Source organism: Pseudomonas sp. MEJ108, from assembly GCF_030208985.1.
In the GTDB taxonomy this organism is placed as follows: domain Bacteria; phylum Pseudomonadota; class Gammaproteobacteria; order Pseudomonadales; family Pseudomonadaceae; genus Aquipseudomonas; species Aquipseudomonas fragariae.
Window position 1 is genome coordinate 79763 of the sequence record NZ_JARVSW010000042.1, and the last position, 20918, is coordinate 100680.

Genomic DNA, 20918 nt, shown 5'->3' on the forward strand with positions numbered 1-20918 from the left:
TTGTCTGTCTGTACGCTGGTTTAAAGTCCTGACCGTTATGGCCGTGACTCAAACTTACGCCCGAGGGTGGTTCAGCAGAAATCTTTTGTAGCACTAACCCATATCATCAAGAATGATAACGGCCCCAGCCCTTGTATCGTGCGGGCTGGAGCCGAAGCGGATTACTTGTCGGTCAGAAAACGCAGGTAAGAAGGTGCATCTGCATCGAATTTCTGTACCGTTTCACCGATCTTGCCGCTCTGCGGATCACGGCGTACGGTCACGATCTGGTTGCTCTTCTGATTGGCGAACAGCATGAACTGGCCGGTCGGATCGAAAGCGAACTCGCGGGGCTCCTTGCCTTCCAGGGAACGACGCTGAATTTCTTCAAGCTTGCCGCTGGCCTGATCGATGCGGAACACCACGACCTGATTCGCGTCACCCCGATTGGTCACGTACAGAAACTTGCCATCCGGTGAAGTGTGCAAGGCGCCACCACCGTTTTTCTCGTCCACGCCCTTGTTCTTCATGTCGACCAGTTGGGTCTGCTTGAAGACGCCGTCGTGGTAGTCGAACACCGCGACCTGAGCCGTCATTTCCAGCACCAGCCAGGCATGCTTGCCATCAGCGCTGAAGAGCGTATGACGGGGTCCGGAGCCGCCCGGCAACTGCACGAACGGCACCTTGGCTGGCTGCAATGGCTTGGCTTGGCTCGCGTCGTAGTGATAAACGAACAGCTTGTCAGCGCCCAGGTCGGCAGTCACTACGTACTTGTCATCCGGCGTCGGCACGGCCAGGTGCACATGTGAGGACATCTGCCGCTCACTGTTGACCTTGCTTCCAGGCCCCAGCGGCAGGACCTGAACGGCTTCGCTCAAGGTGCCGTCCTTGCCTACCGGCACCACGGTCAGCGCGCCGCCCGGGTCAGGGTTTACTGCGTAGTTGGCCACGAACAGGTAGCGGCCGTCGTAGCTCAGGCTGGAGTGCGTCGGTTCTTCACCGCGGCTTTGAACCTGATTGATCGGCGTGATCTGACGGGTTTTCGGGTCGATCGCAAAGCTGCTGACCTTACCGACCACGTCTTTCTGTCCGGGGCCGTTTTCATTGACTGCGAACAGATAGCGCTGGTCTCTGGAGACGGTCAGCCACGACGGGTTTTCGGCTTTGACCACTTGCAGCGGCTTGGCGCCGATCATTCCGGTTTCGCTGTCGAAGGCAAAACGATAGATCCCTTCACTCTTGCCTTGCGTGTAGGAACCGATCAGCAATTCAGTATCTGGCATGGCTTGGGCCTGCAGGGTAAATGTGCTCATGGCACTGGCAATCGCCAGCCACGGCAGAAATTTATGGGGCATGGGGGCATCCATCTTGTTGAGGTTATTGATGCCTGTTACGGCACGGTCGGGTCTATGACAGCGCCAGCCCGCATTTACTCAATCCTGCGCGGAATCATCTTCATCGGAGGGGGTAAAGGCATCCAGGCAGCAGATGATCCGGTGATCGGCGTTGCCGTCATTGATCACCCAGCTTTGCAGGGATTCATCGAAGGTCGCAGCGTCGATTTGCGCCGTGGTGAAACGCCATACCTTGCGCTCGCGGCCGTCCATGCATTCGACGTTCAGTTCCTCGCCCAGAGAGAAGTCCCAGGCGTGCAGGCCGTCGATTTCCAGCATGGTGGTGGCTTCGAGGGCGGCGAGCAGTGTGGTGGGTATGGTAGTCATGAAATTCATCCGGCCAGCAAAAGCGCGAATGATAGGGCAAAAGGCAGGCGCAGATACAGTCGGAGCGCAAGTAGAGCCGTACCAGCGCCGAGCGCTGGCACGGTGAGCAATCAAACAGGTATGGCGCGTCTGCGCTTACAGCTTGCCGATGCCGCCCGGCTGAAACACCGGCTCGCTCGATGCCAGGCCGTTGACCAGCGGCTGACCGAACTCGGCCTGACTGATCTCGAAACGATCGCCCGGCTGGGTGCGCACGCCATCGGCGAACGACAGGGTGGCGGTGCCGAAGAAATGCACATGCACGTCACCCGGCCTGAGGAATTGCGCGTACTTGAAGTGGTGGTATTCAAGGTTTTCCAGGCTGTGGCACATGTTCGCTTCGCCACTGAGGAACTCTTTCTCCCACAGCACCTTGCCATCGCGCCAGACCCGACTGGTGCCCGACAGGCTTTGCGGCAAGTCGCCCACGCGCAACTCCGGCCCGAACGAACAGGCGCGCAGTTTCGAATGCGCCAGATACAGGTAGTTGCGACGCTCCATGACGTGATCGGAGTATTCATTACCGATGGCGAAGCCCAGGCGATAAGGCTTGCGATCATGACCGATCACATACAGGCCGCTCAGCTCGGGCTCTTCCCCGCCGTCTTCGGCAAAGGGCGGCAGCGAAAACGAATGTCCGGGACGCACGACAATGCTGCCGTCACCCTTGTAGAACCACTCGGGCTGAACACCGGCCTGCCCCGCCGTCGGCTTGCCGCCTTCGACGCCCCATTTGAAGATACGCATGGTGTCGGTCATCGAGGCTTCGTCGCCGGACTGCTGGTGCATCTTGTCGCGTGCCGACGCACTGCCCAGATGTGTCAGCCCGGTGCCGCTGACCAGCAGGTGCGCCGGATCAGGATGGTCGAGCGGCGGCAGGATCCGCAACTCCTCAAGCAACTGCAAATAGTCGTGCGTCTCGCCAACGCCACGCTGCTCGACCTGATGCGCCAGCGCCGAACCTGCCTCGATAGCCGCCAGCGCCAGCTCGCGAACACTCTCGACACCCTGGACCTCACGCACCTGATCACCGTCGACCAGCCCGACCCGGCGCTGACCGTCGTTCAATTCAAACTGTACTAACCGCATGAAATTCTCCTTCCAGATAATGGGCCGCTGAAAACCTATCTCGCCCTGGCACTCGCCGCGAAGTCGGACGCTGGCAGCACATGCTTGCGCTCCAGCACGTGATAAACGATGCCGGTCAGCAGCAGCCCGAAGACCATGACGCCCGACAGGAAATACAGGCCTGATGCCAGACTGCCGGTGATTTCCTTCAACGCGCCGATCACGAACGGACCGATGTAGCCGCCCAGGTTGCCGACCGAATTGATCAGCGCGATACCGGCTGCGGCACTGGCACCGGCGAAGAACCGCCCCGGCAAGGTCCAGAACACCGCCGTGCAGGAAAACAGCGCGAACGCCACGACGCACAATGCAGCCAGCTGCGCCACCGGCATGGTCAGCCAGGCGCTGCAGAACAGGCCGATGGCCCCCAGCACATAAAGCACGGCCAGATGCCCGTAACGGTCGTTGAGGCGATCGGAACTGCGCGGCACGATCAGCAGGCCGATGATGCCGAAAATGTAAGGCACCGATGACACGAAGCCGGTGGTCAGGTCACTGCCGCCAAACTGTTTGATCAGCGTCGGCAGCCACAGGCCAAGACCGTAAATGCTCAAGGTCACCGGCAGGTAGAACAGCGCCAGAAGCAACACACGCTTGTCTTTCAAGGCATGCAACGGATTGCCGTGGCGAGTCTGGCCGTACTCTTCAAGGTCCTTTTTCAGCTCACCGGTCAGCCAGTCCTTCTCGGCCTGGTCCATCCATTTGACCTGCTGCGGACCATCCGGCAACCAGCGCAACACCGGCCAGGTCAGCAGAATCGCCGGCGTGCCGATGACGATGAACAGCCATTGCCAGCCATGCAGGCCGAGTATGCCGTCCATGCCCAGCAAACCGCCGGACACGGGCCCGGTGATCATCATGGCGATGGGTTGCGAGAGGATGAAAAGGCCAAGGATCTTGCCGCGATGGCGCACCGGAAACCACTGGGTGATGTAGTACAGCACACCGGGAAAGAAGCCCGCCTCGGCAGCGCCCAGCAAAAACCTCATCACATAGAAGCTGTGCGGCCCCTGGACGAAGGCCATGCCGATGGTGATCGCGCCCCAGGTGATCATGATCCGCGCGAACCAGCGACGTGCGCCGAAACGCTCGAGCATCAGGTTGCTGGGGATCTCCAGCAGGAAGTAACCGATAAAGAACAGCCCGGCACCCAAACCATAGGCCGCGTCGCCGATACCGATGTCCGCGCCCATGTGCAGCTTGGCAAAGCCCACGGCAGAGCGGTCTACATAAGCGATCAGGTACAGCAGGATAAGGAAGGGGATCAGTTTCAGCGTGATGCGGCGTATAAGCCGCAGTTCCTGGCTCATGTAGGCGGTCTCCCATTGTTTTTGTTATGGAACCTGCGGGGATCGCCTCTGTGCCTGGGGGCTGAATAACGCAGCACATGCGCCAGGATGATCCCTCGTCTACAACCGACTATATAGTAATACTATTTAAACTGACAACTCTTCCAATACGCGTTTTTTAGGCTTACCTTAGCCAGCAGTATCGCCATTAAGTCTTACAATAAGAGAGCCGATCATGTCTGACTCCGATAAAAAACCGACCCTCCGTTCTGCCCAGTGGTTTGGCACCGCCGACAAGAATGGCTTCATGTACCGCAGCTGGATGAAGAATCAGGGTATTGCCGACCACCAGTTTCAGGGCAAGCCGATCATCGGCATCTGCAATACCTGGTCGGAGTTGACCCCCTGCAACGCGCATTTCCGGCAGATCGCCGAGCATGTCAAACGTGGCGTGATCGAAGCAGGCGGCTGGCCGGTCGAGTTTCCGGTGTTTTCCAACGGCGAATCCAACCTGCGCCCTACCGCTATGTTCACCCGCAACCTGGCGAGCATGGACGTTGAAGAAGCGATTCGCGGCAACCCCATCGATGGCGTCGTGCTGTTGACCGGCTGTGACAAGACCACCCCTGCCCTGTTGATGGGGGCTGCCAGTTGCGACATCCCCGCCATCGTCGTCACCGGCGGACCGATGCTCAACGGCAAGCATGAAGGCAAGGACATCGGCGCCGGCACCATCGTCTGGCAGATGCACGAGTCCTACAAGGCCGGGACCATCAGCCTGGACGAATTCCTCTCCGCCGAAGCCGGCATGTCGCGCTCGGCAGGCACCTGCAACACCATGGGCACAGCCTCGACCATGGCCTGCATGGCTGAAGCGCTGGGCACCTCGCTGCCGCACAACGCGGCCATTCCAGCGGTGGATTCGCGGCGTTACGTGCTGGCGCACATGTCTGGCATGCGCGCCGTCGATATGGTCCGTGAAGACCTGCGCCTGTCGAAGATTCTCACCAAGGCTGCATTCGAAAACGCCATCCGGGTCAATGCGGCCATCGGTGGCTCGACCAACGCCGTGATTCACCTGAAGGCCATCGCCGGACGCATCGGCGTCGACCTGGACCTGGATGACTGGTCACGCATGGGCCGTGGCATGCCGACGATTGTCGACCTGCAACCGTCGGGGCGCTTCCTGATGGAAGAGTTCTATTACGCCGGCGGCCTGCCCGCCGTGCTGCGCCGTATGAACGAAGCCAGGCTGCTGCCCAACCCGGATGCCTTGACCGTCAATGGCAAGAGCATCGGCGAAAACACCTGCAACTCACCGATCTATGGTGAAGATCAGGTAATCCGCGCGCTGGACAACCCGATCCGCGCCGACGGCGGGATTTGCGTGCTGCGCGGCAACCTCGCGCCGCTGGGTGCCGTGCTCAAGCCCTCGGCCGCGACGCCGGCGCTGATGCAGCACCGTGGTCGCGCAGTGGTGTTCGAGAATTTCGAGATGTACAAGTCACGGATCAACGATCCGGATCTGGACATTGATGCCAACTCGGTCATGGTGCTGAAGAACTGCGGCCCCAAGGGTTATCCGGGCATGGCCGAGGTCGGCAACATGGGCTTGCCAGCCAAGCTGCTGGCGCAGGGCGTGACTGACATGGTGCGCATTTCCGATGCGCGCATGAGCGGCACGGCTTACGGCACCGTGGTTCTGCATGTGGCGCCGGAAGCCGCAGCGGGCGGACCGCTGGCGGTGGTCAAGGAAGGTGACTGGATCGAGCTCGACTGCGCTGGCGGGCGTCTGCATCTGGACATCCCGGAAGCCGAACTGGCGGCGCGCCTCGCCGACTGGCAGGCTCCGCCTCAATTGCTGTTGGGTGGCTATCGTCAGCTGTACGTAGACCGGGTGATGCAGGCAGACCAGGGCTGTGATTTCGACTTCCTGGTCGGTTGCAGAGGTTCCGAAGTGCCCCGCCACTCGCACTGACCAAAGCGGCGGTTTACCTGACGCAGGCAGCCGCCGCAAGTGTTACGCAATGGTATGATGCCCAGCAATTACCGCCAGGACCGACCAGCGTTCCCATGGATTATCGAAAGCCTTCCGACCGAAAAAGCATGCACGCCCGTATTGTCCAGGAACTGGGCATGCAAATCGTGTCCGGCCGTTTCAAGCCTGACGAAAAGCTGCCTGCCGAAGCGATGCTCTGCGAAGAGTATGCCGTCAGCCGCCCGGTCCTGCGTGAAGCCACGCGGGTTCTGGTGGCCAAGGGTCTGGTTTATTCGCGGCCGCGTGTCGGCACGGTGGTCAAGGCGCGTCGCGAATGGCATCTGCTGGACCCGGACGTACTGCACTGGGTCATGCAAAGCTCGCCGCAGAATGATTTCTTCAATCTGCTGACCAGCGTACGCGCTGTCATCGAACCAGCAGTTGCAGCACTGGCCGCGCAGCATGCCACCGACGCAGAGATCGAGTCGATCCACGAAGCCTACCTGCGCATGGAAGCCGCACCGACGCCGGAAGACCTGTTGCAACCCGATCTCGACTTCCACAGCCGCATCGCCGACGCCACCCACAACGACTTGCTGGCGCACCTGTGCAACATGCTGTCACTGGCGTTGCGCGAAGCGCTCAAATACTCCAACAAGCGTCCCAACCTGCACGAACTGGCCATGCCGCGTCACAAGGCGATCCTCACCGCCATCCAGAACCGCGACGCGCTGGGCGCACGCCACGCCTCGCTGGTGCAACTGGACGATGCACGCAACGCGCTGAGTGTGGTGCTCGGCGGAGGCTGATGGGTTACCAGCGCGAGGATCAACTGTTCCAGGCGGCTGAAGTTCTCCCCCTCTGGATGCAGCCTATCGCCAGCACGTACATCAACAGGCTGACCAGAAAGGGAGCGCCCAGCCACAGGACATGCTGGCCTGAGCCAACGTTACCCGCAAATATCAGGGCGCCAATCACTGGCGCTACACCGCCCACCAGACTCAACAGAGATGTCAGCCCGCCCTGCAACTCGCCCTGATGCCCTGCACTGGCATGACGCGAGAGCTCACTGCGCAATGCCGGCTCGGCGATCAGTCCGACAGCATGGAAACACATGCCCACCACCGTCAGCCAGACGCTTGCAGCAGCCGTATAGAAACCATAACCCAGCAGGCAACAGGCATAACCTGTAACGATGATCCGCTGGTTGGACATGATTGGCGTCAGCTTGCGTACCAGTACGCGCTGCGCGAACGCCATGCCCAGAGCGAGTGCCGCCAATGCGTACGACACTTCAAGCATGCTCCAGCCATAACGCATCTGATTGGCCAGCACAAAGCAGCTTTGAAATATCCCGTAGGCGAACCAGGAGCACGTCGCAGCCAGCAGATACGGCCGCAGGCCTTGCGTACTCCAGAGTCCTCGCAGGCTGCCAAACGGGTTGGTTCGCCGCCATTCGAAGGCACGCCGATGCTCGGCCGCAAGGCTTTCCGGCAACCTCATGTAGCCATACAGCAGGTTGATTGCCGCCAGGCCGCCAGCGACCAGAAAGGGCAAGTGCGGTCCGTAAGACGCAAGTCCCCCGCCTATGACCGGGCCGAAAACAAGCGCTATGGCGATGACACTGCCCGCTGCACCGTAGAAATGCGTGCGCTGCTCACCCTCACTGATGTCCGCAATATAGGCCATCGCAGTGGCGATATTGGCGGCAGTGATTCCTGCGATGGCACGGCCTATCAGCAAGACCGTCAGGCTGCCGGCGAAGCCAGCCATCAGATTGCCCAGGCACATGCCGGCCAGCGCCAGAAGCAATATCGGTCGACGCCCATGGCAGTCGCTCAGCGCCCCCAGCAGCGGCGCACACAGAAACTGCATCGCTGAATAAAGTGTCAACGCCACACCCAGCGCCAACGAGACATGCTCGGTAGACGATGGCCAGATAGTCGCGATCAGCGTCGGCATGACAGGGATCGCCAGACCGATGCCAAGCACATCGAGCCCCAATATCAGAAGAATGAAGCGCATGGGTGGACGGGTGTCACCTTTTGAGTAACCTCCAGACATATGTAGACCTCAGACTGATTAATGTAGGCGAGCAGGCGCTGAGCCTGCTCGCCATGTTCCGCAAAGAACGGGTTATCGATCACACTCGGCGAGTTGCTCGATCAATACATCGGCAATTTGCCGGGCGTGGACGGACAGGCAGGTAAAGTGGTCTCCCGAGACATCGACCGTTCTTACCTTCGCCGCACTGAACGACTCCCAGCCCCAGGCATCCGTGTCGCGGATCTCGGGCAGGTTGATGCCGGAGGGCATCGAGTCGACCGCGCGAAACAGCACCAGCGAGGCATCAAGCGCAACTTTGGGCGGGTCATAGCGCATACCGAATGCGGCAGCAGCCTTGTACACGTTGAACAGCCCCCGGATGCTTCCCTCATCGCCACGCGCATCCAGCAACCCGTGACTTTCCAGTGTGTCTTTCAGGTAGCGGATCTTTTCCTCATCATCCAGATGCTCGAGCGCCTGCAACTCCTCGCGGCTAAGCTTGATCGGCTTGTCGAAGTAATGCCCGAAGATACTCAGCAGCGAACCCAGTACCTGAGCATCAGTGGGCACCTGCATTTGCGTATAGGGAGGTGCCGCCGAGTCGAACAGCGCCAGCAAGCCCACCTGGTCGCCACGCGCTTCGAGACGCCTGGCGATTTCATACGCTACTTTTCCGCCAAGTGAATGCCCGCCCAACAGATACGGCCCGTGCGCCTGAACCGATTTCATGCAGCGAATATAGTGTTCGGCCATATCCTCGACGCTGAGGTGAGGCTCAGCCTTGCCATCGAGCCCAAGGCATTGCAGACCGTAAAAAGGCCGCTGCGTACCCATGGCCTTGGCCAACCCAAGCACTTGATTGACGTTGCCCCCCATGCCCGGCAGACAGAAGAATGGTCTCCCCTCGCCGTTTCGCTGCACCGGCACCAGACAGTAGCGGACGGCGGCTTCATCGGCATCGATGGGCGTATCGTCGGCGCCACTGCCCAATGAACGGGCGATTCGCTCGATGGTCGGCTCATCGAGAAACTCGGCCAACGTCAGGCACTGCTGAAAGCGCGAACGAATTCGCGAAATAAGCTGGGAGCCCAACAGCGAGTGCCCGCCCAGATCGAAGAAGTTATCCAGCACACCCGGCATATCGCCGCCTAGCAGCTCTTGCCACAACTGCGCGACTTCCTGTTCCACCGCATTGCGTGGCGCAACACGCTCGGCCCCGGAGTCGAACAGCGGTGTTGCACGGCCAGCCGATGTCGCGCCGCCGCGCTGCAGTTGCTCGATCAGTTGTTGCAGATCCTGCGCCTTGCTCACGATGACCTGAGCCGTGTTCTGCGCCAGGGCCAGCTCGAACAACTGGCAACCTTCTGCGTTGGTCAGCCCGCGCACATCGTCAATCGGCGCCTGCTCGGGGTGTGCCCTGTCATAGGCAACACGCATACCTGCCTGCGCCCATGCATCCCAGTTGAGCGAAACCACAGGTATGCCCTCCTGACGACACGCCTGCGCCCGAGCATCCAGGTAAGCGTTGGCGGCGGCGTAATCCGCCTGGCCCAGACCACCCAGCACCGACGCCAACGACGAACACAGGAATATGAAATCGACAGGTTCCTGGCGCAAAACCTCTATCAGCACATCGGTGCCGACTACCTTGCTGCCCATGACCTGTGCCCATGCAGTTGCCTGGCTCAGTTGAATGAGACCGCTGGCTTGCACGCCTGCCGCGTGTATGGCTCCAGAGATACGTCCATGCTGAAGTCTGACCTGGTGCAGCGCTGCAGTGAAAGCCTCGCGATCAGCGCAATCGACCGCCATGTGTTGAATCCGCGCGCCCTGCTGTTCCAACGCCTGCAGCGCTTGCCCGACCTCATCCGTGACTGTCGCAGAACGGGACATCAGGACTAACGTGACGGCTTTTGCCTTCGCAGCCAGATGACTGGCCAGCGCAAGCCCCATGCCGCCCAGACCACCGGTAACCACGTAGGTCCCGCCCTCCTCGAACGGCTGCGAAGGTGGCGAGACTTGCAGCGCTCGCAGGCAAGGCTCATGGAACGTCTGTTTGCGCAACGCCAGGGTCGAAGCAAGCGGAGATGCCTGGTCTGGATCGATGTGCTGGAGTGCCTGAAGCAGCAGCGTCTCGTTCTCTGCCGCATTGGCAAGCGGCAGATCGAAATGACGGCACTGAATCTGTGGCAGCTCCCACGCAAGTGTGCGAACCACTCCAGACAAGGTCGCTACACAGCTGTTGACCGGCTCATCGTCATCCACCTGGCAGGCACCTTCGGTCACCAGTGACAACACAGTGGTGTTTGCGGCATGAGGGATGTACGCCTGTACCAGCGACATAAGATCGGTAAACAGCCTGATGGCAGCGTGTTCGCCGTGCGTCGGTTGCGCCTGACCAGCCATGTAAATGATCTGACTCGGCAAGGCATCTTGCGCCGCCAGTGTATTGAACAGTTGCTCATACGCCTGAGCATCGCCGCGAGCAATTGTCGCGACCGCAGTGCCGGAATCACCGGCATCTGCTATGCAGACACTGTCCGGCGGCAGCGAGAAGAGCATGCTGTTATCGGCTGCAACGCCGCGCATCACAACCAGCCAGGGCCCTTGTAATGGCGAGTCGCTCCTCGGCGGCAATGCCGGGCGCCATGCAGGCGCCTGGCACCAGTCCAGGGGCTCAGTGCGCTGTGCTTCCGATGCCACTCGCTCCTCGCGCAAAGTGAAGCCTGTCACCTCGGCCAGCAGCGCCCCGACTCCGCCGTCGCTGTCGACTTCGAACAGTTGCACATCATAAACATTACTGCGGACCCGCCGTGCATGGCTGTAAAGCCGGGAGCGCAGTGGTGCATGAATAGTCAGGCGCTGGTAATGGAACGGCAATCTGCGGGCGCGGTTTTCCATGATCGAGAGAAAACCAGTCGCCATGTCGAGCAACGCCGGATGCAGCGCAAAGTGCTCAACATCAGCGGCAAACGCCTGATCGAGTTCCAGGAGCGCCAACCCCTCATCCTCACTAAGCCAGATAGAACGAAAGCACTTCCAGCGAGGCCCGAACAAGCCGAGACGCGTGTTCAATGCCGCATGTTCGACTTCATCGGCAAGACAGTCAGCATGGTCGGCCTGAAGCTGCATCAACGCTGTGGGTACGGAACGCTCCCGGTCGTGGCGCTTGATGAAGCCCTGGGCGTGCAGCATCGTGCGCTGCTGCGGACCGTTACCCTCGTCCGATACCGACTCGAGGAAAAACTCGGTGCTCTCGGCGTGATCCTTGAACGTAATCAGCACGCGTTGCGAGGCCTGCTCATCTTCCAGAACCAGAGGTGTCGGGAAGTAAACATCACTCAGCTCGATCGACTCGACACCTTCCATACGCGCATAGGCATTGCGCACCAGTTCGACGCATCCGGTGCCGGAAAGCACTGGCCTTCCTTCGAAAACCCGGTGTTCGTCCACCAGCCAGAGTTGCGGCGAAAGGCTCAACCGGAACTGCCGGCGATTACCATGCATACGCTGCCAATGCAGGAACAACGGTGCCTCGTGCTGCGCTGAAGAAGCCGTCCCGGCAGCCTCGATCCAGTGGCTGTCCCGCGCGAACGGATAGGTCGGCAGCGGCACGCGTGCGCCGTCTGTACACCCTGTGGCCTGCGCCCAACCGAAACTTGCCCCCTGCCTCCACAATGACGCGATGCCTTGCGCCAATGCCGCCTCGTCCGACCGGCTGTCCCGTGCATGCCGAGTGCAACCAAGCACGCACAAGGGCTCAGCATAGGATTTCAGTGCACTCTGAAGAGCACGGCCCGGGCCGACTTCGAGAAAAATCGGCTCTTCCAGTTCGTCGGCAAGCAGCGCGATACCGTCAGAAAAGCGCACGGTTTCCAGCAGATGAGACGCCCAATAATCACTCTGGCTGCTCGAATCGATCGAGAACCAACCACCGTTGTGGTTGGACACGAGCGCGATAGTCGGGGGCTGAACAGAGAACCCGTTAACAACGGCCTTCAACGCGTGCGCAGCTGGAGCCATCATGCGGGAATGAAAAGCGTGCGAGGTATCCAGTACACGCCCCACGAGCCCTTCCTCGGCCAGTTGTCGCTCGACCCGCGCAATGGCTTCAAAATCACCCGCCAGGACACATTGCAGCGGCCCATTGACGGCAGCCAGCTCCACGCCGGGCTCCAGAAAACGCGCGCAGTCTGCTTCCGAGAGGCCAACGGCAAGCATCGCACCGGGCGCTTGACGTTGCATCAGGCGGCCCCGCTCGACAACCAGTTTCAAGCTGTCTTCAACACTGTAGACCCCGGCAAAACAGGCAGCCACCAGCTCCCCAAGGCTATGGCCTATGAGCGCCTGCGGGTGGATACCGCGGCTTTGCAACAACAGCGCGCACGCGTACTCGACCACAAAAAGTGCCGGCTGCGCGATCTCCGTCCGGCTCAGGGCGTCGCCTGTTTTGCTACCCGCTGGCGGGTACAGACAGGCCAGAATGTCGACGCCATAACGCTGCAATATGACTGCACAGCGGTCAACTGTCTGCCGAAATACTGCCTCACTGTCGTAGAGGCCCTTGAACATTCCCGCGTACTGGCTGCCCTGCCCGGAGAACATGAACACGATCGGACGGTCCTGCCTGCGTTCCATTAGCGCTGTGGACGAAGGCGCCTGCAGCGCGTGCAAGGCTCCGGCAATACTCTGGCTGACGACGCTGTCCCTGAAGGCAAAACGTGTACGACCCTCTCCCAGCGTGAAGGCGATATCGCGTAGATCGGCTGCGGGATTCTGCAGACAGGTGATCAGTTGCCGACGCTGATGATCCAGCGCTGCTGCGGAGCGTGCAGAGAACGGCAGTATGTACCAGCGTTCGCTATCGTCATGCGGGCGTACCGACGGTTGAGGAGGTTCCTCGACAATGACATGCGCATTGGTCCCGCCGATGCCGAAGGAGCTGACGCCTGCCCGACGTGGCGAGGCCGCTGCCGGCCACGGCCTGGAGGTCGTGTTGACATAAAACGGGCTGTCGCTGAAATCGATTTCGGGATTGGCCCGCGTGAAGTTCAGGCTTGCAGGCAGCACGTTGTGTTGCACGGCAAGTATGGCTTTGACCAGCCCGGCGATGCCTGAGGCCGCATCAAGATGACCGATGTTGCTCTTCAACGAACCAAGGGCACAAAAGCCCGGCGTGAAATGTGGCAAAGCGCTGGTATAGGCCTGCGTCAGCGCACGGACTTCTACCGGGTCACCCAGACGAGTGCCGGTGCCATGCGCCTCGACGTAACCAATGGAATCTGCGCTGATATTCGCTGCATCGAGTGCAGCGCTCACCACCTGGGCCTGCCCATGAACACTGGGCGCGGTGTAACTGACCTTACTGGAGCCATCGTTATTGATCGCCCCGCCCTTGATCAAGGCATGAATATGGTCGCGATCTTCGATTGCCCTGTCAGCCAGTTTGAGGACCAACACTGCACAACCGCTGCCGCCAGTGGTGCCACTGGCCTGGGCATCGAACGGCCGGCAATGGCCATCGACGGAAATGATGCTGCCCGGTGCCGCCTGGTAACCGTAGTATTGAGCTTCGACCGAAGCACCGCCGACGATCACCATATCCGACTCGCCTCGCAGCAAGCTTTCGCAGGCCATCTGGACCGCCACCAGTGACGAGGAGCAAGCCGTTTCGACGGTAATCGCAGGTCCCGCGAGATTGAGTTTGTAAGCCACACGCGAAGCCATGAAATCGCGGCCATTACCCAACAACCACTGGATGTTCTCCAGTTGCAGCTCCTGGCGCCTCGGGTAAACGTGATCGAGCAGGTAATGGCTGGTGCTCGCGCTTGCAAATACGCCCACACGCAAATCGTTCAGAGCGCCGCCGTAACCGGCGGCTTCCATCGCGGCCCACGCGCATTGAAGAAAGATGCGCTGCTGAGGATCCATCAGCTGTGCTTCACGCGGTGAAAAGCCGAAGAACTCGGCATCGAACTTGTCGACGTCCTCGAGACGATTGCCACACTTGACGAAATCGGCACGCTCCAGCAGATCAGGGTTTACGCCATGCGCGAGCATGACCTCATCACTGAAGTAAAGAGTCGACTCCACCCCTTCGGTGATGTTCTGCCAGAACTCGCTCAGGTCAGCGGCGCCCGGAAAGCGCCCGGCCATGCCGACGACCGCCAGCGTGCGATTCCCTGGATCAATGGCAGGTGATGCCTCGCTGGCTTGGCGAACCTCCGGCAGCGGCCCATGCAAGCGTTCCAGGTGAGCGACCAGACCACGCAGCGTCGGGTATTCGAAAAGGTCTGTCATGGCCACGGGCGCCTGCAAAAGCTCGCTCAAACGTTTTTGCGTCTCGACGATGCGTAACGAGTGGCCACCGAGATCGAAAAAATTGTCGTCCGAATCGATTTCCTGGCAATCGAGCACTTCCTGCCAGATCGTTCTGACCGTGTTGTGCAGACGTTTTCCAGCAGGCCTGACGGCTGCAGGAAGGGTCGCCGGCGTCCCGACCGCAGTGCCTTCCTGAGCGCGCTGATCAACGCGATTTTCGAGCGACTTGCGATCGACTTTGCCAGTACGGCTGAGCGGCAGCTCGGGCAAGCAGACAAGACGCTCCGGCACACTATGTGCCGGCAGCACCCTGGCCAGCTCTGCACGTACCTGTGCCACGCTCGGTTTGCCGACGTAATACCCCACCAGAGCCTTGTGCCCCTGGTCATCCTGTTTGACCACCACGACGGCCTGCTCCAGCCCGGCTATCGCGTTCAAGCGCGTTTCGACGTCGCCCAGCTCAATGCGAAAACCGCGAATCTTGACCTGATTATCGATACGCCCGACATAGCTCAGGCTTCCGTTGAACTGACGCACGACAAAGTCGCCAGTGCGGTACAGCCGCGCCTCGGGCGAAACGCCGTATGGGTCGGGAAGAAACGCTTGCGCGGTGCGCTCATCCAGATTCAGATAACCCTGTGCCACCCCGCTCCCGCCAATGTAAAGCTCGCCGGGTACACCGCAGGGAAGAGGGTTCAGATACCGGTCAAGGACATACATTCTGACGTTGTCCAGAGGCCGCAATACCAAGGCACCTCGTTCATCCCAGTAATCCCGGGCAGATGCATACACCGTGGTTTCGGTAGGACCGTAACCATTGAGGAAACGTCTGCCGGCTGCCCAGGTCTGGGCGACGTTGGCCGGACAGGCTTCACCGGCGCTGATGATGACTTTCAGCTCGGCAAGCTCGGCATGGGGGAGCAAGCGCAGGGCCGTCGGCGTGATCTGCAGATGAGTGATACGTTGCTCGCGCAGAAGCGTCACCAGATCCGGCCCCGGGAGCAGCTGTTCAGAGGCTGCAAATACCAGTGTGGCGCCGCTGATCAGTACCGGAAACACCTCGCCACAAACCCCGTCGAAGACTGGCGAAAAGTACTGCAGCTGGCGCGACTGACCAGTCAGTTCCAGTGTTCGCGCAAATGCATTCGCGGTGTTATCGATATTGCGCTGCGAAACCATTACCCCCTTGGGCTGCCCGGTCGAGCCAGAGGTGTAAAGAATATAGGCCAGATCCTGAGGCTCACGCTGGCAGGCCGGAGCAGACCATTCGCCCTGGTCACCTTCGAAGTCGTCGACCAGCAACGTCTCCAGCCCCAGAGCGGCAAGCTCGTGTGCCAAGCCTCGATGACCCACCACGCGGTGCAATGCTGCGTCTTTGATCATGTAGCCCAGCGCACCTTCCATCGAATCCTGCGGATTCAAGGGGACAAAGGCACAGCGCGCCTTGAGGATGCCAAGCATGCCTGCCACCAGATAGGGATGCCGTCCAGTGAACAGGCCGATGTGCTCACCGGCTTGCACACCCTTCTTTATCAACGCGTGGGCGATGCCGTTGGCTAACCGGTCCAGTTCGGCGTATGTCCAGCAGCGTTGTTGCAACTGAAGGGCAATAGCCTGGGGAGTCTGACGTACACGCTGTTCAAAACGGCTGACGACATCGCCATCGCCAAAGTCGCGCGCCGTATTGTTGAACTGGCTGATCAGCCTCTGCTGTTCGGTTGCAGACAGCATCTTCACCTGCGCGACGGTCTGCTCGTCATTAGCCAGCATATTTTCCAGCAGACACTGGAAATGCCCTGCCATGCCCGAGATAACAGAACGCTCGAACAGCGACGTGCGATATTTGAATACCCCACTCACCCCTTCGCCTTTGACAGCACGCAACTCCAGCATCAGGTCCAGCTTCACCTCAGTGGAGGCCAGGGAGATTTCTTCCGATGTCACGTGCGGCAAGCTAAGCGGTACGGCCGTCGTACTCTGCACCACCAGGCCTGCCTGGAAAAAAGGATGCTTGCCCGGCAGCCGCTGCGGGTTGAGCACTTGCGCCAGGTAATCGATCGGCACCGACTGATTTGCCTCGGCGGCAAGCAGGGCCTGACGACTCTGTTCGATAACCTGCGCCACACGCAGAGGGCCTCGCAAACGCAGCCGTAACGGAAGCAGGTTAACGAAAAACCCGATCAGGTTCGTACTTTCATCATGGTCCCTTCCCGAGAATGGCATGCCGATCAAAATGTCGTCCTGCCCGGTGTAGCGATGCAACAGCAGCGCGAACGCGGCGTGCATGACCATGGCCGGCGTGCATTGCAGACGCAGGCAAAGCTGATCGAGCCTTGCCGAGCAGTCGCCAGGCAGAGTCAGCGCAACGTAGTCGCCAGCCAACGGATTTCCTTCTCGCGGACTGGAACGTACAGGCAGTACCAGAGGCGGCGGCAGGTCCTGCAGCGATGCCTTCCAGGCATCGAGTTGAGTCGTGAAGGCCCCGGTTTCGAGTTGATTTCGTTGCCAGGCCGCATAGTCCTGATACTGAGCCTCCAGTGGGCTCAGTGTGATGCGCTCACCTTGCGTCAAGTGCCGATAGAACACTGCCAGCTCCTGACGAAGCAAGGCACTCGACCAGCCGTCGTAGGCGATGTGATGCAGCGTCAGGCACAGAACATGCTCATCCGACGCCGTCTGCAGAAGCAACGCGCGTATCGGCAGTTCCTTGTCCAGCACGAACGGCGTGTGCACCTCCCGCTCCAGCGCAGCCGTGAGCGCTTCGCGAGCGATGGTTTGCAGCCTGAACGGTACACGTGCGCTGTCAGCGTGGCTTGTCACAACCAACGGCTCTTTCTGCGTGACGCCCTGCGTGTCTACAAACGTTTCAAGCTCACGGGTGAAATGCGTGCGCAAGACTTCATGGCGCTCAAGCAGCAGATTCAATGCACCTTCCAGCGCAGAAATATCCAGTTGCCCGGTCAGCCGGCATATTTCCGGCATGTTGTAGGCAGTGCCCGGTTCACTGTGCTGGGTCAACCACAGTCGGCGTTGGGCAAACGACAGACGTTGACGCTCGATACCGCTGCTGCGACCGATCGCCGCCGGCCTGGAAGCGACACTGGCCCCTTGGGAGATCTGGATCATACTCAGCATAATCTTTTCGGCGACCTGGGCGACGGTAGGCCCTTCGAACAGGTTGGCAACGCTGAGCGCCACACCAAAGCGTTTTTTGATCTGCGCAATGACCTGGGTGACCAGCAGAGAATGCCCGCCACTCTCGAAAAAATTGTCGTCAATGCCCACACGCGGCACGTTGAGCAGGTGTTGCCAGTCTTCGACAAGCTGCTCTTCCAGACTGTTACGCGGTGCGGCATAGGCGCGTGAGTCCTGCGTCCAATCGGGCTCCGGCAGGCTCTTGCGATCGATCTTGCCGTTTGCGGTCAAGGGCAGTGCCGCCAGGACCACCAACAGGCGCGGCACCATGTGGCCCGGCAGGCGCTCGCCAAGGTAGGCATTGAGTTGCTGCGCTGTAGCGCGGGTTTGTACATAACCGATCAGCTCGGCCTCAGCGCCTGGTGACTGGCGGGTCACCACCGCGCATTCATTCACGTCCGGATGGTCGGCAAGTACGCTCTCGACTTCCCCCAACTCGATGCGGAAGCCACGAATCTTGACCTGGTTGTCACTGCGGCCCAGAAACTCGATGGTGCCGTCGCGCATGTGCCGACACAGATCGCCGGTGCGATAGAACCGCTGCTCGCCGACGCCAGGTAAAAACCGTCCGCTGGCCGAGAACGAACCTGTCAGGAAGCTTTTCTCGTTCAGTTCAGGGCGATTCATGTAACCGGACGCCACTGCGCCGCCACCAATCAACAATTCGCCGGGGACAGTGCGCGGTACCAGATTCAGCGTTGCGTCGACCAGGTATAGGGACGTGTTCGGCAACGGACCGCCGATTGGCAAGCTGCGCTCAGGGTCATACCACCCCGCATCGGGCTCGAACGTAGCGCTTTCGCAGGTTGCCTCGGTGACTCCGTAAACACTGACAACCCTGGTCTGCGGTCCACACAGCGTCTGCATTTTCCGATACTCGTGGACGAACCAGACATCCGCGCCACAGGTCAGCGTACGCAGGGTATCCAGACGCCGTCCCGTCTCTTCCAGGTAACGTATCATCTGCCGCAGGACCGCCGGCACGAACTCGAGCAACGTCACCCGTTCAGCCGTGATCAGCTCATAGAGTTGCTCAGGGTCAGCCAGACTCTGCCGCGGGCACATTATCAACCGTGCGCCCACCGCCAGCGCGCGGACCACATCGCTCATGAATACGTCAAACGTGAAATTGGCCATCTGCAAAATGCCGGTGACACCTGGCTCGGTCTGACCGTAAGTCTGCTCCAGCGCCTGGAGCAGACTTACCCAACTGCCGTGGGAGACACTGACGCCCTTGGGACGCCCGGTAGAACCGGAGGTAAAAATAATGTAGGCGATGTCTTCCGGCTGTGTGTTGCGCCCCTCGAATTCGTTCTCGTGCAGTGTGCCGGTGGCCTGCGGCAAATCATCCTGCACAAGGCATGGATAACCCCTCAGTTGCTCCTGACAGGCGCTCAGTGTGAGCACCAGTCTGGGCTCGATGTCCTTGAGCAGATCAGCATGACGGGCATCGTCGATCGCCAGCGGCACATAAATGCCCCCGACCTGATGCACCGCCAGTAACGCGATGATGACCTCTGGCCCATAGCGTTGCACCACTGCAACCCGGTCACCACGCCGAACGCCGGCAGCATGCAGGTGGCCCGCCAGTACCCGGGCCTCTGCATCCAGTTGCGCATAGCTGTAACGACGGTTTTCATAGACCAGCGCATCCGCCTCGCCCCACTGCGCGGCACTGCGTTTGAACCATTGATGAAAAGGTGCAAAGGGCGCCTGCGGCGCTGCGGGCTGATGATTGGCCAGGCGCAACGCCTGCTCCACAGCTTCGCACGACAATAGCGAAAAATCGTCAATGGCCCCGTCCGGGTTGCGCGACACCTGCTCCATAATGATCAGCAGGCTATCAATCATCCCCTGCACTGCGCGCTCATCCAGCAATGCGGTGTCATACTCGATTGCGCCGCTCATGCCGCGCGCCGTCAGTGCCAGGGTAAGACTCAGGTCATATTTGGCGGTACAGGAGTCGAGCGTATAAACACGAGTGCGCAGGTTTTCCAGCTCGACCGAAAAATCTTCGTTGGCCATATCGAACAGCACCTGAAACACCGGCGCATGGCTCAGGGAACGTGGGGGCTGAATGGCCTCGACAATCTGATCGAAGGGCACATGGGCATGCTCGAACGTATCGAGCACCGAGGCACGAACTCTTTTGAGCAACTCGACGAAAGAAGGAGAACCCGATGCATCGATCCGGTTTGGCAGCGTATTGACGAAGAAACCGATCACGCCTTCCAGGTCAGAGGACTGCCGATTCGACATCGGCGATCCGATGACCAGATCCGCCTCTTGCGTATAGCGATACAGCAGCACGGAAAAGGCCGCGAGCCCTACCATATAGGGCGTGACGCGACACTCCCTTGCCAGGTTTTTCAGCGCGTCCGAGACGGCTTCAGGCACTTGAAAATGACAACGCTGGCCTGCGTAACGCTGAACGGCCGGACGCTTGTTATCCAGCGGTAATGGCAATACCGGCGGCGCACCGGCCAATCGCCGCTGCCAGTGGTCGATATCGGGAGCCCGTTCAGCGTTCGATGGGCTCAGACTCAAATAATCGCCAAAGTCGAAGTTCAACGGCTCCGCGTTTACCTCGCTGCCCCGCACCAGCGCCGAATAGGCTGAGGCCACTTCGGAGAGGAAGATCTGCATCGACCAACCGTCGAAAACGATGTGATGAACATTGATCAACAGAACATGCTCGTCGGTCGCACAGTGCAGCAACGTCGCGCGCAGAAGCGCTTCATGCTCAAGATCGAAAACATAACGCGCTTCGCTTTGCTCGAACGCTTTCAGCGCGGCTTCGCTGTCCGGTTCGGCTCGCAGGTCAACCTTGCGAATCAGCAGTTGCTCATCGACAAGGCGAATCACCGGCTGCCCATCGATACAGGGAAAACGATAGCGCAGTGCACTCTGGCGCTGATAGACACTGTCCACTGCCCGCTCGAGGGCCGCGCGATCCAGTGCCCCGTCAATACGCAGCGCAAAAGGCACATTGTACGTGGCGCTGGCATCTTCCATCTGGTGCATGAACCAGAGGCTTTTTTGCGCAGGCGATAAATTCAGGAACCCCCCGGCTGCCGGGGTCGGCATCCTGACAGCGGACTCGGTGGTTGAAGTGACCGGCTTTTTTTGAGACATGACCATCTCCACCTCGACAGCGACCGATGTCGCTGCGAGGAAGGTAAATTGGGAGGCTGAGAGGTGAGAAAGCGCGTGGGGGTGCTG

8 protein-coding genes are annotated in these 20918 nt (G+C 60.1%); 2 read left to right on the plus strand and 6 right to left on the minus strand.

Features of this window, described 5'->3' with window-relative positions:
- Window positions 1-161: 161 nt before the first annotated feature.
- The 4 genes from QRN50_RS18910 to QRN50_RS18925 form a co-directional block, all read right to left on the minus strand.
- Window positions 162-1334 (minus strand): lactonase family protein, encoded by a 1173-nt coding sequence (locus tag QRN50_RS18910; RefSeq protein WP_024641947.1) that lies wholly within the window; start codon window positions 1332-1334, stop codon window positions 162-164.
- Between the two features lie 78 nt (window positions 1335-1412).
- Window positions 1413-1700 (minus strand): DUF5629 family protein, encoded by a 288-nt coding sequence (locus tag QRN50_RS18915; RefSeq protein ID WP_162496686.1) that lies wholly within the window; start codon window positions 1698-1700, stop codon window positions 1413-1415.
- A gap of 135 nt (window positions 1701-1835) precedes the next feature.
- Window positions 1836-2828, minus strand: coding sequence for an AraD1 family protein (gene araD1 / locus QRN50_RS18920; RefSeq protein WP_096126561.1), 993 nt, complete (start codon window positions 2826-2828; stop codon window positions 1836-1838).
- A 35-nt stretch (window positions 2829-2863) separates the two neighbouring features.
- Window positions 2864-4177 carry an MFS transporter gene (locus QRN50_RS18925; RefSeq protein WP_096126562.1) on the minus strand — a complete coding sequence of 438 codons (1314 nt, stop codon included), beginning with the start codon at window positions 4175-4177 and terminating at the stop codon, window positions 2864-2866.
- 214 nt (window positions 4178-4391) lie between these two features.
- On the opposite strand from QRN50_RS18925, the gene QRN50_RS18930 reads away from it, so the two are divergent.
- Together QRN50_RS18930 and QRN50_RS18935 are read left to right on the plus strand one after the other, a co-directional pair.
- Complete coding sequence (locus tag QRN50_RS18930) at window positions 4392-6134, plus strand: IlvD/Edd family dehydratase (protein ID WP_003318618.1); 1743 nt, start codon at window positions 4392-4394, stop codon at window positions 6132-6134.
- A gap of 95 nt (window positions 6135-6229) precedes the next feature.
- Complete coding sequence (locus tag QRN50_RS18935) at window positions 6230-6943, plus strand: FadR/GntR family transcriptional regulator (RefSeq protein ID WP_011267190.1); 714 nt, start codon at window positions 6230-6232, stop codon at window positions 6941-6943.
- Between the two features lie 19 nt (window positions 6944-6962).
- Here the strand turns inward: QRN50_RS18935 and QRN50_RS18940 are convergent, their stop codons facing one another.
- Together QRN50_RS18940 and QRN50_RS18945 are read right to left on the minus strand one after the other, a co-directional pair.
- Entirely contained in the window at window positions 6963-8159 is a 1197-nt protein-coding gene (locus QRN50_RS18940; RefSeq protein ID WP_032657443.1) for a tetracycline resistance MFS efflux pump, read from the minus strand.
- Between the two features lie 111 nt (window positions 8160-8270).
- Window positions 8271-20831 (minus strand): hybrid non-ribosomal peptide synthetase/type I polyketide synthase, encoded by a 12561-nt coding sequence (locus QRN50_RS18945; protein WP_096126563.1) that lies wholly within the window; start codon window positions 20829-20831, stop codon window positions 8271-8273.
- Window positions 20832-20918: the final 87 nt, after the last annotated feature.

Coding starts and splice junctions, on each gene's coding strand:
- QRN50_RS18910 (WP_024641947.1), bottom strand. CDS start 1,334: ATGCCCCATAAATTTCTGCCGTGGCTGGCGATTGCCAGTGCCATGAGC.
- QRN50_RS18915 (WP_162496686.1), bottom strand. CDS start 1,700: ATGACTACCATACCCACCACACTGCTCGCCGCCCTCGAAGCCACCACC.
- araD1 (WP_096126561.1), bottom strand. CDS start 2,828: ATGCGGTTAGTACAGTTTGAATTGAACGACGGTCAGCGCCGGGTCGGG.
- QRN50_RS18925 (WP_096126562.1), bottom strand. CDS start 4,177: ATGAGCCAGGAACTGCGGCTTATACGCCGCATCACGCTGAAACTGATC.
- QRN50_RS18930 (WP_003318618.1), top strand. CDS start 4,392: ATGTCTGACTCCGATAAAAAACCGACCCTCCGTTCTGCCCAGTGGTTT.
- QRN50_RS18935 (WP_011267190.1), top strand. CDS start 6,230: ATGGATTATCGAAAGCCTTCCGACCGAAAAAGCATGCACGCCCGTATT.
- QRN50_RS18940 (WP_032657443.1), bottom strand. CDS start 8,159: ATGCGCTTCATTCTTCTGATATTGGGGCTCGATGTGCTTGGCATCGGT.
- QRN50_RS18945 (WP_096126563.1), bottom strand. CDS start 20,831: ATGTCTCAAAAAAAGCCGGTCACTTCAACCACCGAGTCCGCTGTCAGG.